Origin of the sequence: Novosphingobium sp. MMS21-SN21R (assembly GCF_031846015.1) — a bacterium.
GTDB lineage: Bacteria > Pseudomonadota > Alphaproteobacteria > Sphingomonadales > Sphingomonadaceae > Novosphingobium.
Genome location: NZ_JAVRDU010000001.1, coordinates 925,484 through 941,668 on the forward strand (window position 1 = coordinate 925,484; position 16,185 = coordinate 941,668).

Here is a 16,185-nt window from a genome sequence, read left to right on the forward strand (position 1 = left end):
CCAGCCCTTTTCATTTTTGCAGCGCTGCCTATATGGGTCCCTGCCGGCTCAGGCCGGCTATGGTGATAAACTGCGGCGTGCAATAGGCACAGCGGACCCGGGGGCGGTACCCGGCGGCTCCACCATCACTACCGTGTTCTTGCGAATGCGGGCCTTGTTGTCGCAAGGGTGTTGATGGGGCCGAACTAGGATCGACGTGTGTTGAAAAGCGCTGTTTTTGCCCAGGCTGAGTAACCTGTTATAGGCTCACAACTCACAAGTGCCAACGACAACGAAGCACTTGCTCTCGCTGCATAATTCTAGGGGCTAACGCCCTGAAGTTATAAAGTTAGAGCACGGTTCGGACCGAACCGGGTAACAGAATCGGAAACCGGGGGCTGGGGGCGAGCCTAGCAACAGAATCGCCCTATTTCCCCAAATCCGCAGCACCCCGAAACCCGTTCGTGCCGAGCCTGTCGAAGCACGCTCGCATCGGCATGGGTTAGGCTCAGGACCTATTACCTGCGCCTTCGAGGTTTGAAGCAAAATGGCCTGATGCAAGGCGGATGGACGCAGGAATAGCCATTCTATTTCAAGCCCATCCAACGCAGCAGCTGGCCATTTTGGTCAAATCCCTGCGGGACGCCGGAATGGCGCAGGTAATAGGTCATTACCCTAAGCCTCAGTCCCAGCCGCCGCCTCCGCCCGCGCAGCATTCTCCATGCGCACCGCATCGAGGATCTTTGCGCCCGCGACGAACACCGCGCCCGTCGCCGCCAGAAACAGCAGCTTGCCGCCAAAGCCGGGGTACTGGAACATATAAGCCTTGCCGCGCTCTACTGCGCCCAATGCCAGCGCATAGATGATCGCAAACGCCTCGAAGCGGGTCTTGATAACGAACAGGCGACCGATCTTTTGCAGCATGTGGGACACTTATCCTCTTCTGCCGGGCTGCGTCGCAACGATCGTGCCAGTTCATATATTGCTGGACAGTGAGCAGTTAAACTTTTGTTCACTGTAAACTGCGGCGACAGGGTGGGCATCCGCAATACGCGCGACCGGTCAGGCAAGTTCCGCAAGGTCGAGGTCTGCCAGCAAGGCATTGCGCGCCGCAATCACCGAAGCCGCCAGCGTTTCGTGTCCAAGATCAACGGGATCGATCTGTTCCGGCCAATTCGCGGCGACCACCCGTTCCAGCAGCGCCAGCTTCGCCTCGTCCACCAGAAAGCGCGGGTCGACGGTGGCAGGATCGGCGACAACGCGCAGGCGCAGGCAGGCAGGCCCGCCGCCATTGGCCATTGATTGCCGCACATCGACCGGCAGCACCCGCCGGATCGGTCCGTTGGATGCAATATGCCCTTCCAGCCATCCGCGCACCGAAGGCATTTCCCAGGCCTCCAGCGGGATCACCAGCCCCATCTCGCCGGTCGGCAACGTCAGCAGTTGCGCGTTGAACAGGTAGCTCTTGATCGCCTCGGCGAGGCTCACTGCGCTCGCCGGCACGACGACGATTTCGGCCGCGGGCAGTTTGGCGCGGATTGCGGCATAGGTCGCGTCCGGCTCGGCAAAGGCCTGCTCGTGGGTAAACAAGACGCGCTCGTTGGCCACCGCCACCACATCGTTGTGGAATGCGCCGGCCGCGATGGCCTCGCCCGATTGCTCGATGAACAGGCAGCGCGCTGGATCGAGGCCGTGGAGGCGTGCCACGGCACGGCTTGCCTGCTCGTGCTGGCGCGCCGGAAACGCGCCGCCGGTCCTGCCATAGACGAACAGTTCGAGGCCCGGCGCCTCGTGCGCGGCGCACATGCGCATGTGGTTCGCCGCGCCCTCGTCGCCAAAGCAGGGAGGCACTGCATCATGCACGGCAAAGTGCGCCTTGTCGGCAAAGGCCAGGCGCAACTGGCGCACCGTATCGGGCCATTCCTGCGAACGGTGCGGCATCGTCACGAGGTTCGCAGTGGTCAGATGACAGCGCCCGTCGGCCGTATCGGGCGCTGGGCTGACCGTGGCGGCATTGGCTGTCCACATCGACGAGGCCGACCATGCCGCTGCGCGCAACCGGCGCTGTGCAGCGTCGCTCTCGTCGATCGCATGCAGCCCGAGCGCGCCAAGCAGCACAGGATTGGGCCGGGGGAGCGGCGCGAAAAAGCCCTGCACCAGCCCGAGCCCGAGATTGTGCCGCATCTTGGCAATGCCCTGCAGCGCAGCCGCGCGAGGATAGGAAACTTCGCCCGCATGGCTGGCCGAAGCGAGATTGCCGAGGCTTAACCCCGCGTAATTGTGGCTTGGCCCGACAAGGCCATCGAAATTGATTTCAACGAGAGGCATCAAGCGTTTCCCGACTTTCCAAAGTCCCGTTCGTGTTGAGCGCAGTCGAGACACAGGCGCGCGGTGTTTCGACTGCGCTCGGCACCAAGGGGCAGGTTTTATCTACTGACATGCCAGACGGTATCGCCCACGCCAACGCTCAGCGCAGCCGCCGCCACCGGGTCTATCACCAACCCGTCTGCGGCTATCGCCACTTCGGCGAATGTGCAGCGATAATCCGCGAGTCGCCCCGTTGCGACCAGCGACTTGATCGTGCCGCCGCTACCCTCCGGCGCCTTTACATGCCCCACCACCGTCTGCTGGGCCTCGCAGATCGATCGCACCCGGTCGGTCCGCGCGGTCATCGTCGGCCCGCCGTCGAAAATGTCGACATAGCCTTCATAGGCAAAGCCTTCCTCCTCCAGCATACGCATCGCGGCGCGGCCCGAAGGGTGCGGCAATCCAATGGCCGAGCGTGCGCTTTCAGGCAGCATCGCGATATAGACCGGGTGCTTGGGCATCAGATCAGCAATGAACTGGTTGCCATTGATCGCGTTGAAATAGTCCGCCTCCTGAAAACTCATGCCGAAGAAGCGCCCGGCCACGCCGTCCCAGAACGGCGATCCCCCACGCTCGTCGATCACCCCGCGCAGTTCCGCCAGGATCTTGTCGCCAAAGCGCTGGCGATGCATCGCGATGAACAGGTAGCGGCTGCGAGCGAGTAACATGCCCAGCCCGCCTGCGCGTTCGGACGGGTGCAGGAACAGCCCGCCCACTTCGCTCGACCCTTCAAGGTCGGTGACCAGCCCGAGCATTTCAGCGCGGAACGTGCGGTTCAGCTCCTTGGAATGCTGCGTCAGCGTCGCCATGCGGTAGGAATAGAACGGCCACTGCCGCCCGACGCTGGTGAAGATCTGTGCCGTCCCGCGCACTTCGCCGGTCGCGCTGTCTTCCAGCACCAGCACGAACAGTTCGTCCTTGAGATCTTTGGGATCGCCGTCTGCCTCGTTGGCAAACCCTTCGGCGGCGCGTTCCAGCTTGGCCGTCAGCGACTTGCGATCAGGCGGCAGGTTGGTGAAGCCGCCGCCGGTCAGCTTGGCCATTTCGTACAGCGGCTGCAGGTCACTCGCGCGTGCGGCGCGGATACGGAACGTCATCAGCTTCCCCCAGAGAGCCTGTGCAGGACGAGCGCGGACAGGGCCGCCCGCTCGGCCAGCGAAGGCACGATCAGATATTCTTCCGCCGAATGGATCGCCCCGCCGCGCACGCCCATCGTGTCGACCACCGGCACCCCGCAGGCGGCGATGTTGTTGCCGTCGCAGACCCCGCCCGAGGCCTGCCAGCGGATCTGTTGACCCAAAGCCGCGCCGCATTCGCGCACCAGCCCGAACAGCGCGGTGGCATCTTCGGTCAGTGGCTTGGGCGGGCGCGAAACCCCGCCGTGGAGGTGAATCGAGACATCGTGCAGCTTCTCGATCACGCGGATGGCCTCACGCAGCGAAGCATCGAAGCGCTGCGCCAGGTCGGGCAGGCGCGGGCGCACGTTGAAGCGCAGCACGGCGTGATCGGGCACGACATTGTTCGCGCTGCCCCCGTCGATCCGGGCCGGGTTTACCGAAAGCCCCGGCTCCTCCAGCGCCTTCAGCCGCAGTGCGAGATCGGCGGCGGCGAGAATGGCGTTGCGCCCGTCCTGCGGATTGCGCCCCGCGTGGGCCGAGCGCCCGGTGATGATCGCGCTGTAATTGCCGCTGCCGGGGCGCTCGCCTGCCAAGGTTCCATCGGGCAGGGCGGACGGCTCATAGGTCAGCGCCGCCGCCTTGCCCCGGGCCAGTTCGGCAATCAGCGCGGCGGAGGACAGGCTCCCCGTCTCCTCGTCCGCATTGATCATCACGTCATAGCCGACCGATGCCGCTGCAGGGCTGGCCTCGAATGCACCGAGCGCGGCAAGGATCACCGCGATGCCGCCCTTCATGTCGGCAACGCCAGGGCCGTTCAGCGTTTCGCCATCCAGCCAACGGAGCGTCTGAAACGGGTGAGCGGGCGGGAACACCGTGTCCATGTGCCCCGTCAGCAGGAATCGGCGCGGCGCATCCGGACGCACCGAAACCACCAGATGTGCGCCATTGGCCGTTGCGATCTCGCTGCCGTCGGCAGCGATGGCGGTGACGGGCGCAGGCTCGACCTTGTGCACTGCACCCGGCAGCGCTGCGAAAGCCTCGGCCAGCAGATCCCACTGCTGCGCAAGGCCGGGCAGGTTGCCGGTGCCGGTATTGATTTCGCACCACAGTTCCACCTGCGCCAGCATGGCGGCGGCGTCGATCCTGTCCATCAGGCGCTGTTCGGTCGTTGAAATCTGTTGCATCTGAAACCGTCGTAGCGGTTCCCGCGTGCCGGGTGAACCCCCTGTGGACTTTCGCATGATTGCCAAGCGGGTAGCGATGCGGCATAGGTTGCGGCGTTCCTCCCCAGGTTCAACGGATTCGGCGCGCGTGGCATTGCCCGTGGGCGCAGATTATGTGAGCGAATGGACATGGGTGAAATGAACGGACGTATCGAGCGCAGCGGGCTTCAGGTTGATGTAGCCCTCGCCACTTTCATCGACAGCGAAGTCCTCGGGCCTTTGGGCCTAGATGCCACGGTCTTCTGGCAGGGCTTTGCCGCGCTGGTCACCCATCACGCCCCGGTAAACCGCATGCTGCTGGACAAGCGCGATGCGCTGCAGGCGCTGATCGATTCGTGGCACCATGAGCGCAAGGGCAAGCCCATCGACATGGGCGAATACCGCGCGTTTCTCACCGACATCGGCTACCTCGTCCCCGAACCGGACGATTTCACCATCGGCACGCACAATGTCGACCGCGAGATTGCGGGCATGGCCGGGCCGCAACTGGTCGTTCCCGTCCTCAATGACCGCTTCGTCCTCAACGCCGCCAACGCGCGCTGGGGCAGCCTTTATGATGCGTGGTACGGCACAGATGCGCTCGACGCTCCCCCGGCGCGTCCGGGTGGCTACGATAGCGAACGCGGCGCTGCAGTGGTGCGGGCAGGGCGGGCGTTCCTCGACCTGACATTCCCGCTGGACGGTTCCAGCTGGGCCGATTGGGACGGTGCGGGCCTGCCAGCGCTGTGCAACGGGGACCAGTTCGCAGGCCAGAAGCCTGGCAGCATTCTGCTGTGCAACAACGGCCTCCACGTCGAGATCGTGCTCGACCGCTCCACCCCGGTCGGCAGCGCGGACAAGGCGGGCATTTCCGATATCATCATGGAATCGGCGCTCACCGCCATTGTTGATCTGGAAGATTCGGTCGCGGCGGTTGATGCAGAGGACAAGCTGCTCGCCTATCGCAACTGGCTTGGCCTGATGCGCGGCGATCTGGTGGCCAGCTTCCAGAAGGGCGGCAAGACGCTGACCCGCACGCTCGAAGCAGACCGGACATGGACCACGCCCAATGGCGAGACACTGACCCTGCCAGGCCGTAGCCTGCTGTTCGTGCGCAATGTCGGACACCTGATGACCAACCCGGCGATCCTGCTGGCCGACGGCTCCGAAATCCCCGAAGGCATCATGGACGCAGTCATCACCTCGGCCATCGGCATGCACGATGTTAAGGGGCTGGGCACCGTCAGCAACAGCCGCACCGGCAGCATCTACATCGTCAAGCCGAAGATGCACGGGCCGGAAGAAGCCGCCTTCACCAATGACCTGTTCAACGCAGTCGAAGACCTGCTCGGGCTGGACCGCCATACCGTCAAGGTCGGCGTTATGGACGAGGAGCGCCGCACTTCGGCCAATCTCGCTGCCTGCATTCAGGCCGTGCGCGACCGTATCGTCTTCATCAACACCGGCTTCCTCGACCGCACTGGCGACGAAATCCACACCTCGATGCAGGCAGGCGCGATGATCCGCAAGGGCGCGATCAAGGGCTCGGGCTGGATCGCCGCTTACGAGAAGCGCAACGTCTGCATTGGCCTCGCCCATGGTCTTTCCGGCAAGGCGCAGATCGGCAAGGGCATGTGGGCCGCGCCCGACATGATGCACGACATGATGCAGCAGAAGATCGCGCATCCCCGCACCGGCGCGAACACGGCATGGGTGCCATCGCCCACCGCCGCCACGCTCCACGCGATGCACTACCATCAGGTCAACGTGTTCGAAGTGCAGGAAGCCGTCGCGCAGGAGCAAACTCCCGGCCTCGACGCTCTGCTGGCAATTCCTCTGGCCGAGGGCACCAACTGGTCCGAAGCCGAAGTGCGCGAGGAACTCGACAATAACGCGCAAGGTCTGCTCGGCTATGTCGTGCGCTGGATCGATCAGGGCGTCGGCTGCTCCAAGGTGCCCGACATCAATGACGTCGGCCTGATGGAAGACCGCGCGACCTTGCGCATTTCCAGCCAGCACATGGCCAACTGGCTGCTCCACGGCGTCGCTACCAACGATCAGGTCATGGACAGCCTCAAGCGCATGGCCGCCAAGGTCGATGCCCAGAATGCGGGCGATCCACTTTATGAACCGATGGCCGGCAACTGGGAGGAAAGCTACGCCTTCCGCGCGGCTTGCGACCTTGTGTTCAACGGTGAGGATCAGCCCAACGGCTACACCGAGCCATTGCTCCACGCGTGGCGGCGCAAGAAGAAGACGGCAATGGCGAAAGTGGCAGAGCTGGCTTGAGATTTCCGGGGGCGAGCCTTTGCGCTCGCCCTACTTGGTCAGCACCCGCGCAATCGCCACGAACTCGCTCACATCCAGCGTCTCGGCACGGCGCTGACTGTCGATGCCCAATACCTCCAAGGCATCAATCGCACCCGGCAGGCCCTTGAGCGACTGACGCAGCATCTTGCGGCGCTGGCCGAACGCAGCTTCGGTCACGCGTTCGAGCATTCGCGCAGAAACACCCTCGGGCATCGGTCCCGGCACCACATGCACGATGGCCGACATCACCTTGGGCGGCGGAGTAAAAGCGCTGCGATGCACCTTCATCGCAATGCGCGGCGTGCCGCGCCACTGCGCCAGTACGGCGAGGCGGCCATAGGCGTCCGAACCGGGCGCGGCGATGATCCGCTCGGCCACTTCGAGCTGGAACATCAGCGTCAGCGATTTCCACTGTGGCGGCCAGGCCTGCCCGGAAAGCCAGCCGGTAAACAGCGCGGTGCCGACATTGTAGGGCAGGTTTGCCGCCACATGCCACGGGCCATCGAACAGCGTCTCGGGCGCGATCTTGGTGGCGTCGCCTTGGATCACGGTCAGTTGGCCGGGGAAGGCTTCCTCCAGTTCGGCCAGCGCCGGAAGGCAGCGTTTGTCCATCTCGATTGCGGTCACGTTCGCGCCTGCGCGCAGCAGCGCACGCGTCAAGCCGCCGGGGCCGGGACCGACTTCCAGCACGTTTTCACCCGTGAGCTTTCCCGGCACCGTGGCGATACGGCTCAGCAATTGTTCGTCGAACAGGAAATTCTGGCCCAGCGCCTTGGTTGCGATAAGCCCGTGCCGGTTGACGACCTCGCGCAAGGGGGGAAGGTCGGTCATTGTCCCAGTCTCCGCCGGGCGCAATCCCCGGCCATGCGCAGTGCTGCAATCGTTGGCCCGACGCGCGCAGTGCCGGTCCCGGCAATGCCGAACGCGGTGCCATGATCGGGCGAGGTGCGCACAATCGGCAGGCCCAGTGTCACGTTGACGCCTGCGTCGAAATCGAGTGCTTTCAAGGGAATAAGCGCCTGATCGTGATACATGCAGATCGCCACGTCATAGCCCGCGCGGGCCTCGGCATGGAACATCGTATCGGGCGGCAGCGGGCCGAAGGCGTCAATACCTGCCTCGCGCAGCAAGGCCACAGCAGGCGCGACAATCTCCGTATCTTCCGATCCCATGCGCCCATCCTCGCCCGCGTGCGGGTTTAGCCCGGCAACGGCCAAGCGCGGCGCGGCGATGCCATAATCGCGGATCAGCGCCGCAGCAGTGATTGCCGCGCGGTTGCGGATAAGTTCCGCCGTGAGCAGGTCCGGCACGTCGCGCAAAGCCACGTGAACCGTGATCGGCACCACGCGCAGGCTTGGCCCTGCCAGCATCATCACCGCATTCTCGGGCGAAATGCCGCAGGCTTCTGCCACGAATTCGGTCTGCCCCGGATGGTAGAACCCTACCCGGGCCAAGCGGCTCTTGGCGACAGGGCCGGTCACCAGCGCCGCCGCTGCGCCCGAACGGACAAGCCCGGTCGCAGTCGCCAGTGCATTCAGCGCCAGCGAAGCGCCAGCGTCATCGGGCGTGCCGGGATCGTAGGGCAGGTCATCCAGATCAAGCACTGGCAAGGCATCGGCAAAGCACCCGGCCACTTCGTCAGGCGCCTTGACCGCGCAGACCGGAACCGACAGCCCGCGCCGCCGTGCCGCCTCTTCGATCACCCGCGCCGAGCCGACCACGAAAAACGGCGGCAACGCTTCGTCAGCGCGCATGGCCCATGCCGCCGCGGCCAGTTCCGGCCCGACGCCCGCAGGGTCACCGATGGAATAGGCAAGGGGAAGGAGGAGCGTCATGCGCTCCCCCTAAACTCTCGTAGCGCGCTTGGCGACAATCAGTTGTATTCGATCACCGCATCGCGGCGAAGGTCGCGCAAGTAGGTCTGCGCGCGCTTGTTCACGCGGTCGTCCTCGATCTGCGACATCAGTTCGTCGAAGCTGGGGCCGCTCGAAACCTGCGGATCGTCGCGGCCGCACAGCATCAGCACGCGCACGCCTTCGTCGATCGAACCGAACGGCGGGGTGGTCTGACCGACAGGCAGGTTCAGCAGGGTTTCCTGCAATGCGCCGGGAAGGTCACGCGCCTTGATCTGGTCATTGGCGACCACCGTCGCGCCGATCTTCGACGCTGCGCCATCGGCATCGCCGCAGCCCTTGATCGTCTTGACCATCGCGGCAAATTCAGCGGCCTTCTTGCCCGCCACGTCGTTGTTCGTGCCCTTGGGGAATTCGATCGAGATCTGCTTGAGGCTGAGCAGCGCGTCGCGCGGATCGGCGGTCAACACCTGGCGCTTGTCGATCAGGTACAGGATCGAGAAGCCGCCACGGATTTCAACCGGGCCTGCCAGCTGGCCCGGGGCCATGCCGGTTGCCGCCGCGCCCAGCTCTGCCGGAAGTTGCGCAAGCCTGATCCAGCCAAGATCGCCGCCAACCGCAGCCGTCGAGGCTTCGGAATACTGGCGGGCATAAGCGACGAAGCTGCCGCCGCCCTTGAGCTGCTCGACGATCTTTTCAGCGTTTGCGAAGACCTGCGGCTTGTTCTGGTCGGTTGCCGCGAGGAAGATTTCGCCGATGCGGTATTCCTCGGTGCCTTTCGAGGCCTGCAGACGCTGCATCATTTCGGTCACTTCGCCCTCGGACACGTTGACGAAGGGCTGGACGTTGCGGCGCAGCAGGTTCTGCCACGAAAGCTCGCCCCGGATCTGCCGCTTCAAAGATGCCGACGACGAACCGACGCGCGCAAGATATTTTTCCATAGCTTCGGGCGACTGGCCGAAGTTCTGCGTCGCCACGCGGTCATATGTCGCATCGACCTGGGCATCGTCTGCCGGGACGTCCGAGGCCTTGGCCTCCTGAATCTGCAGCGTCTCGTCGATCAGATTGCGCAGCACCTGCATGCGCAGACGCTCCAGTTCCTCACCGCTGACCTTGTTGCCATTGGCCGAAACGATCAGCGCAAGCCGCTGTTCGACATCGGTGCCCGTCACGATCTCGCCATTGACGATGGCGGTGGCGCGGCGCACGTTCGGGTCGTTCTTGCCAAACATCACCGGGTTGGCCGGAATGTTGAGCGGCGCATTGGCGCCCTGTGCCAGCACCGGCGTGGCGGCAGTGGCAAACGTCCCGAACGCAAGCGCGGCGGTTCCGATCGAGCGAATGGCCGTCTTGCGGTTGATCTTCAGCTTGGACATCATGGTCGGGTAAGTGGTCCTGTCGAACTGGTCCGCTCAGATTGGCGTCTGGCGGCGGCCTTCTGTTATCCTCGGGCATTGGCCGCAAGCGGCTTAACGCAAGCTGAGTGGCGTATCGCGCGCAAAAGGGCAAGTCTCGGTGCTTTTACTCGCTATTTCACCCCAAGGTTCTTGAGCGAAAGCGAAATCTGGAACGAATTGCCGCGCTCGGCATCGCCCGTGGTCACATAGTCGCGCCGCCAGGTGAACGACACATCGAGACAATCGTCGGTATAGGCGACCCCGATGCGGTGGCGCAGCATCTGGAACCCGTCCGACGACAGCGTCGGGTCTTCGTCGCGGTCGGTCAGGTTGACGATGGCCGAGCCGAACACCGAAAATGCCCGCGTGATCGGCGTGCGTGCGGCAAAGCGCAGTTCTTCGCGGTCCTGCAGGTCCTCGAACGAACTCGTGATGTTGCGATTGAGCTTGAGATAGCCCGCCTCGACATACCGGCGGTGGTCGCCCAGCGTCGCGTCGAACTCGTTGCGGCGCAGCGCAAACGTGTCCTTGTCGATGCGGAAACGGTGCGTCAGCTTGACGACATCCCCGAAGCGGATGCTGGTGCGTCCGACATAGTCCGACGCGCGGCTGGTCAGCCCCGTGCCCGGCGGCAGGATCGAACTCTGGCTCGACAGGCGGTACGACTGCCCGATGGTCGTGGCGATGCGCACGCCCGGCCGCTGGTAGTTCCAGTCGAAGCCATAAGTGAAGCGCACGCCATCCTCGATCCGGTCGTGGCCGGGGAAACGGTTGAGCGCGAACAGGTTGGTGTCTTCGAGGTCAACCGAGCGCGAATCCTCGTTCGGAATCTCGAAATTGCGCACGCCCGGCGTCGCCACCACCTGAACGCGCGGCGTCAGCACTTGTGCGCCGCCCAGCAGACTGCCCACGAACGGCCATTTCACGTCGAGCGCCGCCGTGGCAATCCCGCGCGTCTGCCAACCCGGCAGCCCGCGATAGATCGCCGTCTCGGTCAATTCGTTCTCGGCGCTGTGATAAACGTCGCCGCGCACCAGCCCGGTCAGCGTCACTTCCTGACCAAGTCCGGTGATCGTGCGCAAATCCCATTGCGCGCGGGCGAAGGCGCGCTGGCTGTCCTGTCCGGCGGTGCGCAGGATGGCGAGGCTGTTGGCCTCGAACTCGAACTTGCCGGGAAGCCCGTCCACGATCAGGCGGCGGCGATAGTCGATGGCTGGCAGGGCGAGCGGCACCATGCCTTGCGGATCGTCGACGCGCACGGTCTGCGTCATCCACCCGGCAATGCTCAGGTAGCTGTTGTCGTCGATCCGTTCCACATTGAGCGAGGAGCGCAACCGGTCGTCGCGGCTGATGTCATAGCGGCGCAGGAACGTGCGGTCAGACGCGATGCGCCCGTTGCCTGTCAGGCTCCAATGCGGCGAGAACTGCAGCTTGCCGTTGGCTTCGAGATAGCCGCGCCACGATTGCAGCTTGGCCGTATCGGTCCCGCCCACCGGAATGCGCGAGCTGCGCGTTGCATAACCGGTGATCTGGAATGCGCCGAGATTGGTCAGATGGCGGTATTTGGCCGACAGCATCGGCAGTGATTGCGTATAGAACGTGCCGGTCACCGCCAAGTCGCGGTTGTCGGCGATACGCCAGTACCAGGTATCGCTGATTTCCGCTCCGTTGGAGGCACTCAGCCGGAAATCGGGAATCAGCAGCCCGGTCTCGGCGCGGAAGTCCGATGTGTGGCCAAGCCCCGGCAGCGGCAGGATCGGGATGCCGAACAGGCGCAGCGTCGCGCCATAGTACTTCACCCGCTTTTCCTTCGCGTCGAAATAGACGCGCGCAGCTGTGACTTCCCAGCTCGGATTCTTGGGGCAACCCTTGTTGTCCTCGACCGAACAGCCCGAATAGGCTGCCGACTCGAGCATCATGTTGCCATCGGCATCACGCACGCCGCTCTTCGCCGCGAGCCGCCCGCCAGTGCGCAGCACGATCAGCAGATCTTCGATCGCGCCTGCCTTGAATTCGTCGGTCAGTTCGATCTTGTCGGTATAGACGATATTGCCGTCGTCATCGACCAGACGGATGTTTCCGCTGGCGTCGATCTTGCCGGTCTTGCGGTCCCACACGACATTGTCGGCGCGCACGGTCTGGTCTTCGTGGCGCAGGACCACGTTGCCCTCGGCCGTCACCAGTTCCGCATTGCTGTCGTAGCGGACCTTGTCGGATTCGAACCGTATCACATCGTCGGGCGCTGGCGCGGCGCTGGGAGCCGGCTGCGCGGGCGCGTCCTGCGCCAGCGCGGGAAGGGCCGCAAAGGCGGCCAGTCCGAATCCGGCGGCGGTCATGGTGATGCGCGCAAGGCGCAAGCGTCGATCAAGGGCTTGCGGCTGCGGCCGCCGGGCGGGTTGCATGCGCTTGCCTATCGCACCAGTGCACCCTAACTGCAATTCCACAATTTCCGCCTTGGCCATCCTTGCGCCGAAGCGTGACGTCTTTTCCGACAGGAGTGCTGAATGAAGGTCGTTTTTCGCACCAGCGATGCCCCGCTTCCCCGCCTCGTAGCCCGTCTGGTGGCGCAGGACGCGCTTCCCGCCGATCTTGATGCGGTGGTGCGCGAGGGCGCAGGCGCCGCGCGCTTCACCGGCAAGGCGGGTCAGGTATTCGAGGCGTTCGTCGGTGCGGACAGCGGCGTGAAGCGGCTTGCGCTGGCCGGAATCGGCAAGAGCGAAGGCGCTGAACGCCTCCCCGCGCTGGAAAAAGCGGGAGCCGCGCTGACGGCGAAGTACCTGACCTCGGGCGAAACCTCGCTTGCCATCGACTTCACCGGCTCGGGCCTATCGGGCACCGAAGCCGCCGCCGTCCTGCTCGGCGCGCGCCTGCGCGGCTGGCGCCATGACGTGTACCGCACCAAGCTGGCCGAAGAGCAGAAGCGCTCGCTCGCAGAAGTGGTCGCCGTCGGTGCACCCGAAGGCACCTCTGCGGCATGGGACATTGAAAGCGCCGTCGCCGAGGGCGTGGAATTCACCCGCGAACTCGTCGCCGAACCCGCCAACATCATTTACCCCGAAAGCTTCGTCGAACGCGCCAAGACCCGACTTGAAGGCACCGGCGTCGAGATCGTCGTGCTCGGCCTTGCCGAAATGACCGCGCTCGGCATGGGCGCATTGCTTGGCGTGGCGCAGGGATCGGTGCGCGAGCCGAAGCTGCTGGCGATGCGCTGGAAGGGCGCGAACGCCGAACAGCCCACCGCCTTCGTCGGCAAGGGCGTCACTTTCGATACCGGCGGCATCTCGATCAAGCCCGCAGCCGGCATGGAAGACATGAAGTGGGACATGGGCGGCGCGGCAGCGGTCGCCGGCACCATGCTCACGCTCGCTCGGCGCAAGGCCAAGGCTGACGTGATCGGCGTCTGCGGCCTTGTCGAAAACATGCCCGATGGCAACGCGCAGCGTCCCGGTGATGTCGTTACTTCAATGTCCGGCCAGACCGTCGAAGTCATCAACACCGACGCCGAGGGCCGCCTCGTGCTGTGCGATGCGCTCACCTGGGTCCAGAAGGAATATAGCCCCAAGACCGTGATCGACCTTGCCACGCTGACTGGCGCGATCATCATCTCGCTCGGCCACGAATACGGCGGGATGTTCAGCAATGACGATGCGCTGGCGGGCAAACTCGACGCTGCGGGCAAGGGCAGCGGCGACAAGCTGTGGCGCTTCCCCATCGGCCCGGCTTACGACAAGCTGATCGACAGCCCCATTGCCGACATGAAGAACGTCGGCCCGCGCTATGGCGGCTCGATCACCGCCGCGCAGTTCCTTCACCGCTACATCGACAAGGGCGTCGCATGGGCGCACCTCGACATTGCAGGCATGGTCTGGGCCGACAAGCCCGGCGCAACCTGGGACAAGGGCGCAACCGGCTACGGCGTCCGCCTGCTCGACCGCTACGTCCGCGACGTGCTGGAGGGCTGACCTTGACACGGCATCTGCCCGCTTCCCCGGCCCGACTGCCCGTCGAGTATACTTTGGGTGGTCGGGCCGGGGGAGCGGGCCGGTGCCGCAAGCAATTCGCGGATGCGGATTGCGCACCCCGCAGGGTCAAAAATAATGCCTAAAATGCGGCGCAAGTCTGATCTGCCGACGAAGACTTGCGCCGGGTGCGGCCTGCCGTTCACATGGCGCAAGAAGTGGGAGCGGGACTGGGATAACGTGAAGTTCTGTTCCGATCGCTGCCGCAGCGGGAAGGGGAAAGCGGTCTGATGCGCGTCGATTTCTATCAGCTGACCAATGACCCCGCTGAACAGGTGCTGCCGCTGATCGCGCGCAATACCTTGGCGGCGGGCGAGCGCCTGCTGGTCGTCTCTGAGGATTCGGCCCAGCTAAAGCGCGCCAGCGAAGCGCTGTGGACACGCCTGCCCGAAACCTTCCTCGCCAACGGTCTCGCCACCGATCCCCACGCTGACCGCCAGCCAATCCTGCTGTCCGATGCCACCGAACCCGCCAACGGCGCGAAGTTTCTCGCCCTTGCAGACGGCGTCTGGCGCGAAGGCACCTTCGAACGTGTGTTCCTGCTGTTCCCGCCCTCCCGCATCGACGATGCCCGCGGCTGCTGGCGCATGCTCGGCACGCGCGAAGGCGTGGAACGCCGTTACTGGCGGCAAGAACAGGGCAAGTGGAAAGAAGGGCCGTAGGGCGGGTGATTGACGAGCATATGCTGGCTTATGATAAAATTTCATGCGCGATCCGGGACGCGGTTGGGAATCTGTCAAAAGAAATCTTGGATAGGCCGGGGTCAATCTTCTATTCGGGGAAGGAAGCTTTCTCTGCCAAATCAGATGTCTACGTTCTGGGGCTCAATCCAGGCGGTCAGCCCTGTACCGACAGCACAAGATCTGTTGTCGCGTACAACGAGAACTTCAAGAACTTGAGCGAACCGTGGTCGGAGTATCTTGATGAAAGCTGGGAAGGCGCCGTTCCAGGTACTTGGGGGTTGCAGCCCCAGATCCTTCACATGTTGGATGGCCTAGGTCTCGACCCTCGTTACGTGCCCGCAAGCAACGTAGTGTTTGTGCGGTCGCGAAGCGAGAAAGATTTGCTGCGGGAAAAAGCTGAGCTTCTGGCTTCGTGTTGGCCAGTTCACCAAGCAGTCATCGATAGCCTCGGGATCAATACCGTTCTTTGCTTTGGTAAAACTGCAGGGACGTGGGTTCGTCAAAAGCTGGCTGCGAAACGCCAAATTGACAAGTTTACCGAGCAAAACAAACGGGGTTGGACAAGCACGGTGCATGAATGCCCCTTGGGAAGGCGGGTTGTGACCCTCACTCACCCAAGCCGCGCCAACTGGAGAAATCCGCTGGCTGATCCAACGCCGCTTGTTCGGCGGGCAATTGCGGCGGGGTATGACGCTTGCACCCCCGCCTTGCACGCGCACGCAAAGCCCGCTAGGGGCGCGCCCAACTGATTTCCCATACCTGCAAGGACAATTCCCATGGCGGTTACCCGCACTTTCTCGATCATCAAGCCCGACGCAACGCGTCGCAACCTGACCGGCGCGGTCACCAAGATGCTTGAAGAAGCCGGCTTGCGCGTCGTCGCTTCCAAGCGCATCCACATGAGCCGCGAACAGGCCGAGGGCTTCTACGCTGTTCACCGCGAGCGTCCGTTCTTCGGCGAACTGGTCGAGTTCATGATCTCCGGCCCCGTCGTCGTGCAGGTTCTCGAAGGCGAGAACGCGATGCAGCGCAACCGCGACATCATGGGCGCGACGAACCCCGCGAACGCCGAACCCGGCACGATCCGCAAGGAACTGGCCGAATCGATCGAAGCCAATTCGGTCCACGGTTCGGATTCGGACGAGAACGCGGCGATCGAAATCGCCTACTTCTTCAAGCCGGAAGAAATCGTCGGCTGATCGGCACCACTGCCACTCAGAGATAGAAAGGGCCGGGGAAACTCGGCCCTTTTTTCTT

General features: G+C 63.9%; 14 protein-coding genes and 1 other RNA gene. 7 read left to right on the forward strand and 8 right to left on the reverse strand.

Annotation, left to right across the window (positions count from 1 at the left end; all coding sequences use genetic code 11):
• Positions 1–3 precede the first annotated feature (3 nt).
• Positions 4–372: a transfer-messenger RNA gene (gene ssrA, locus RM192_RS04340) on the forward strand.
• 282 nt (positions 373–654) lie between these two features.
• Here the strand turns inward: ssrA and RM192_RS04345 are convergent.
• From RM192_RS04345 to RM192_RS04360, 4 genes are all read right to left on the reverse strand, one after another.
• Positions 655–903, reverse strand: a complete 249-nt coding sequence (locus RM192_RS04345) for a hypothetical protein (RefSeq protein ID WP_311506351.1) — start codon at positions 901–903, stop codon at positions 655–657.
• A gap of 138 nt (positions 904–1,041) precedes the next feature.
• On the reverse strand, positions 1,042–2,307 hold the full coding sequence (locus tag RM192_RS04350) for an N-succinylarginine dihydrolase (protein WP_311506352.1): 1,266 nt from the start codon (positions 2,305–2,307) through the stop codon (positions 1,042–1,044).
• A gap of 98 nt (positions 2,308–2,405) precedes the next feature.
• Complete coding sequence (locus tag RM192_RS04355) at positions 2,406–3,443, reverse strand: arginine N-succinyltransferase (RefSeq protein ID WP_311506353.1); 1,038 nt, start codon at positions 3,441–3,443, stop codon at positions 2,406–2,408.
• Entirely contained in the window at positions 3,443–4,648 is a 1,206-nt protein-coding gene (locus tag RM192_RS04360; protein WP_311506354.1) for a hydrolase, read from the reverse strand. Before RM192_RS04360 ends, RM192_RS04355 begins: the two co-directional genes overlap by 1 nt.
• Before the next feature lie 177 nt (positions 4,649–4,825).
• On the opposite strand from RM192_RS04360, the gene RM192_RS04365 reads away from it, so the two are divergent.
• The gene (locus tag RM192_RS04365) at positions 4,826–6,955 is read left to right on the forward strand and encodes a malate synthase G (RefSeq protein WP_311508562.1); all 2,130 of its coding nucleotides are present in this window, start codon (positions 4,826–4,828) and stop codon (positions 6,953–6,955) included.
• Between the two features lie 30 nt (positions 6,956–6,985).
• On the opposite strand, the gene rsmA is transcribed toward RM192_RS04365, so the two are convergent.
• From rsmA to RM192_RS04385, 4 genes are all read right to left on the reverse strand, one after another.
• Positions 6,986–7,807 (reverse strand): 16S rRNA (adenine(1518)-N(6)/adenine(1519)-N(6))-dimethyltransferase RsmA, encoded by an 822-nt coding sequence (gene rsmA, locus RM192_RS04370; protein WP_311506355.1) that lies wholly within the window; start codon positions 7,805–7,807, stop codon positions 6,986–6,988.
• Positions 7,804–8,811 carry a 4-hydroxythreonine-4-phosphate dehydrogenase PdxA gene (pdxA, locus tag RM192_RS04375; RefSeq protein WP_311506356.1) on the reverse strand — a complete coding sequence of 336 codons (1,008 nt, stop codon included), beginning with the start codon at positions 8,809–8,811 and terminating at the stop codon, positions 7,804–7,806. Before pdxA ends, rsmA begins: the two co-directional genes overlap by 4 nt.
• A gap of 38 nt (positions 8,812–8,849) precedes the next feature.
• Positions 8,850–10,205, reverse strand: coding sequence for a peptidylprolyl isomerase (locus RM192_RS04380; RefSeq protein ID WP_409233777.1), 1,356 nt, complete (start codon positions 10,203–10,205; stop codon positions 8,850–8,852).
• A 152-nt stretch (positions 10,206–10,357) separates the two neighbouring features.
• Positions 10,358–12,628, reverse strand: coding sequence for an LPS-assembly protein LptD (locus RM192_RS04385; protein WP_409233778.1), 2,271 nt, complete (start codon positions 12,626–12,628; stop codon positions 10,358–10,360).
• A gap of 102 nt (positions 12,629–12,730) precedes the next feature.
• Between RM192_RS04385 and RM192_RS04390 the strand changes: the two genes are divergently transcribed.
• The 5 genes from RM192_RS04390 (at position 12,731) to ndk (ending at position 16,127) form a co-directional block, all read left to right on the forward strand.
• Entirely contained in the window at positions 12,731–14,188 is a 1,458-nt protein-coding gene (locus RM192_RS04390; protein ID WP_311506359.1) for a leucyl aminopeptidase, read from the forward strand.
• A 135-nt stretch (positions 14,189–14,323) separates the two neighbouring features.
• Positions 14,324–14,476: a DUF2256 domain-containing protein gene (locus tag RM192_RS04395; RefSeq protein ID WP_311506360.1), complete on the forward strand. Its 153-nt coding sequence runs from the start codon at positions 14,324–14,326 to the stop codon at positions 14,474–14,476.
• Positions 14,476–14,907, forward strand: coding sequence for a DNA polymerase III subunit chi (locus tag RM192_RS04400; RefSeq protein ID WP_311506361.1), 432 nt, complete (start codon positions 14,476–14,478; stop codon positions 14,905–14,907). The genes RM192_RS04395 and RM192_RS04400 overlap by 1 nt, the downstream gene beginning before the upstream one ends.
• Positions 14,908–14,912: 5 nt before the next feature.
• Positions 14,913–15,677, forward strand: a complete 765-nt coding sequence (locus tag RM192_RS04405; protein WP_311506362.1) for a hypothetical protein — start codon at positions 14,913–14,915, stop codon at positions 15,675–15,677.
• 27 nt (positions 15,678–15,704) lie between these two features.
• A complete protein-coding gene (ndk, locus tag RM192_RS04410) occupies positions 15,705–16,127 on the forward strand; it encodes a nucleoside-diphosphate kinase (protein ID WP_305616089.1) in 423 nt (140 codons plus the stop codon).
• Positions 16,128–16,185: the final 58 nt, after the last annotated feature.

What these genes read in the sequence shown, in the direction of transcription:
- RM192_RS04350 (WP_311506352.1), bottom strand. Translation starts at nt 2,307, where the DNA reads ATGCCTCTCGTTGAAATCAATTTCGATGGCCTTGTCGGGCCAAGCCAC.
- rsmA (WP_311506355.1), bottom strand. Translation starts at nt 7,807, where the DNA reads ATGACCGACCTTCCCCCCTTGCGCGAGGTCGTCAACCGGCACGGGCTT.
- RM192_RS04395 (WP_311506360.1), top strand. Translation starts at nt 14,324, where the DNA reads ATGCCTAAAATGCGGCGCAAGTCTGATCTGCCGACGAAGACTTGCGCC.
- RM192_RS04345 (WP_311506351.1), bottom strand. Translation starts at nt 903, where the DNA reads ATGCTGCAAAAGATCGGTCGCCTGTTCGTTATCAAGACCCGCTTCGAG.
- RM192_RS04355 (WP_311506353.1), bottom strand. Translation starts at nt 3,443, where the DNA reads ATGACGTTCCGTATCCGCGCCGCACGCGCGAGTGACCTGCAGCCGCTG.
- RM192_RS04385 (WP_409233778.1), bottom strand. Translation starts at nt 12,628, where the DNA reads ATGCAACCCGCCCGGCGGCCGCAGCCGCAAGCCCTTGATCGACGCTTG.
- RM192_RS04365 (WP_311508562.1), top strand. Translation starts at nt 4,826, where the DNA reads ATGAACGGACGTATCGAGCGCAGCGGGCTTCAGGTTGATGTAGCCCTC.
- RM192_RS04380 (WP_409233777.1), bottom strand. Translation starts at nt 10,205, where the DNA reads ATGTCCAAGCTGAAGATCAACCGCAAGACGGCCATTCGCTCGATCGGA.
- pdxA (WP_311506356.1), bottom strand. Translation starts at nt 8,811, where the DNA reads ATGACGCTCCTCCTTCCCCTTGCCTATTCCATCGGTGACCCTGCGGGC.
- RM192_RS04400 (WP_311506361.1), top strand. Translation starts at nt 14,476, where the DNA reads ATGCGCGTCGATTTCTATCAGCTGACCAATGACCCCGCTGAACAGGTG.
- RM192_RS04360 (WP_311506354.1), bottom strand. Translation starts at nt 4,648, where the DNA reads ATGCAACAGATTTCAACGACCGAACAGCGCCTGATGGACAGGATCGAC.
- ndk (WP_305616089.1), top strand. Translation starts at nt 15,705, where the DNA reads ATGGCGGTTACCCGCACTTTCTCGATCATCAAGCCCGACGCAACGCGT.
- RM192_RS04390 (WP_311506359.1), top strand. Translation starts at nt 12,731, where the DNA reads ATGAAGGTCGTTTTTCGCACCAGCGATGCCCCGCTTCCCCGCCTCGTA.